The sequence below is a fragment of the Moorena sp. SIO3B2 genome (assembly GCF_010692525.1).
Taxonomy (GTDB): Bacteria; Cyanobacteriota; Cyanobacteriia; order Cyanobacteriales; family Coleofasciculaceae; genus Moorena; species Moorena producens.
On the sequence record NZ_JAAHHE010000628.1, the window covers coordinates 1 to 2,683 of the forward strand.

Here is a 2,683-nt window from a genome sequence, read left to right on the forward strand (position 1 = left end):
ATCAGTGTGCCTGGGATGCCAGTTTCAGCAGTCAACATTAGAGGTAGATTATGGGGATGACCAAGCCAGACTTCCATTTGTGACTGGTAAAGAGGAGTGAAATTGCGTAACCCCCAACCCAACCAGGGACGTTCCTGAATCATTGACCAAGTAAATTTCCACTGGGTTGTCCTCAAGGTAGCGATGGGCCGGTCGGGATACAACTGGTCAGACAATCGCATCCAAAAGTATGCTGGGACAATACTACGCAGCCATTGACGCCCTAGCATTGGACCAAATGATGCCCACAAAACACTACCAACAGCAGCAGTAACTGCTGTGACCAGCCAGTACCAACCTAAGTAAAGGGCAAAGGCAAGGCAAGCCAAAACAGCGATTATCCAAGCATTGCGGGAGTTGGTCAAAACTAATGCGATCGCATTACCGATCACCACCACACTCAAGAACAACAGCGGATAATCGAATCGATGCCAGCTCCAACGCCTAGCTTGAAACCTCTCAATCCACAGCCCTATCCCTAAAATTAATGGTATTTGTAGATAAGCGGCTAGGATATTGGCATACAAAAACACTGAATCCATCCGACCTGGAGGATTCCCGTTAGCTACCAAGGTTGAACCAAAGACTAGTGATAATAGTTTTGGGCTAGTCCAACCCAAAACCATCTGAGCAAAACCCATTATAGTTACTGCTAGGGAAGGAATAACTAGAATCCAGGCTAATTGCCTCAGCTGTGCTGGGGTTTTGATTAGGGTAGACAAACCAGCGAAAACGGCGAAGAAGGGGATAAAATTCCCTAAACCTAGGAACGCTTCTGTGGGGTTAAATGCTAAGCTAGCAGTAATGAGCAGCCAGATACTCAAAATAGCCAATCCCCAGTTTAGGGGTTTTGAGATTATACTGGTGTACTTTTGCCGCCAAGTATCTCCCACAGCTAGAACTAACCCCACTGCGCCTAAAGCTGGAAATAGGGGAAAGATAAGAGTTCCCAGCTTAGCGCACTTCCAACCTATTTGTAGGTGATTGTTTGGATGTCTATTCTTTCCCAAGAACCAATTAACCACTAACCACTACTATCAATCTAAACTGGTTCCCAGCACTCAGCACGAGTCAGGCGAATTTGTGCTAAGGTTAAGATTGTTGGAATAATCCGACCGTAGTTGGTTGCGATCGCTCTCCAGCCTAAGTCAACGAAGAAATAGCTCCACATGATCGGACCTAGGCAGGCAAAAACACTCCGAGTAACCCCATAACGAGCAGCACTGAGTGCCATTCCCTGTCGTGCTGTTTGTACTGTCAAGTAGTTCTGAAACTGAGCTGCTGCTGCCAAACCCCCCTTCACTAGGGCTTGTTTAGCCACCTGATAGCGAGCGAAATGCAGGGCAAACTGGCGTGCCACCTGTTGCAGTATTATTGGCTTTAGAATCGAGGTCAATGCTAGGGCGCTACCACCTTTGAGTAAAAAGTCGATAGGATTGTGCTGGATTTGTACAGGTAAGGGTTCAGGGAGTTTTGACTTAGCTAAGCATTTCTGTACCTGTACTGTTAGGGATTGCTGCTCTTGGGTTGGTAAGCGTTTCCAGGTTTTCTCCATTAGGTGAAGAAATATTTCTGCTTCCAAGTCAGTTGTAGTCAGACGTTGAGAATAAGGAATTTTGAGGTAACGACAAACTTGAATCAGGGCTTGTCGGTAGGTTACTTCACTCGTGCGTCCCTTGAGTACTGTTACCCCATCTGCTGCCAAGAAGCGAAATCGGTCTTCCAGGGAATCCAACCAAGCTTCACGGTTTTGGCTTTGGATATCGATTGGGTCAGGGAGCTGAAGGTAATCTAAAGGATTAAACCTACGACAGAATAGAATGTCTGTCACTTGTTGTAATTCTTCAACGGTTGCTAACTCTAACGCAGTTCTCAGCTCATCCAACGTTCTTCCCTCCACAACCCCGTTTTTACTGCTGTCCTCTATTCTACTCCTATCATTTTTCTAGTAGGAGTTTGAATCTACTTTGATGTAGTAAGCTGTTAGGCCTTTGGCAGCTATGCTGAAGCGACGGCTGCGCCTTCATGGGGGGATTTGTCCCACTCGCGCTTTGCATCAAGATACGGAAAAGAGTTTCAGGTTTTTTTTTGATTTAATAAAGCGATGCAGTCGGCCCCACGCGGGTTTCCATCACTCGCGCTTGGGATCAAGACAATGTCGTTTAAATGCCCGACAGCTTATGAATGAGAAAAGGATGGTCGATAACCCTCAATTCTTCAGCCTTTACAGGCAAGGGGTGAATCAAAGATGTAAGGATCTTGCCATCCGCTCTACCATTGAGCTACCTGCCCCATTTATTTGTTGGTGTAGCGGAGCGGGATTTGAACCCGCAACCTCCGGTGAATCAAGGGTGGGGTTCGTTTAGAAGACGATAACCCTCAATTCTTCGGCCCTTTCGGGCAAAATTGGCGCTCTCCCATTGAGCTACCCGTTACAGAACAAGCTAAACCCAAACCAGATTGCTAAATGAGTTGCTTGAGTTACTTTTATATGACATTTGTAATATAAAAAATGAAGCGTCAAGTTTGGCTCTTCCGTACTTGTTATGCTAAATTAACACTTTGCCAAAGGGACTGAGGCCGTAGGCCACGCGGGGCGCGTTCGGAGCAGGGACTTCGGAGCAGGAGGAAGAGGCAGCTATAT

Annotated in this window: 2 protein-coding genes and 1 tRNA gene; all 3 read right to left on the reverse strand. The window is 46.6% G+C overall.

All coding sequences use genetic code 11. The features are described 5' to 3' along the window. A partial coding sequence (locus F6K38_RS39105; RefSeq protein WP_287360307.1) for an O-antigen ligase family protein occupies window positions 1-950 on the reverse strand: 950 nt, incomplete at its 3' end. A 131-nt stretch (window positions 951-1,081) separates the two neighbouring features. Next, complete coding sequence (locus F6K38_RS39110) at window positions 1,082-1,924, reverse strand: YaaW family protein (protein ID WP_008179951.1); 843 nt, start codon at window positions 1,922-1,924, stop codon at window positions 1,082-1,084. Between the two features lie 418 nt (window positions 1,925-2,342). Further along, window positions 2,343-2,475 (reverse strand) — tRNA-OTHER (locus F6K38_RS39115). Window positions 2,476-2,683 lie beyond the last annotated feature (208 nt).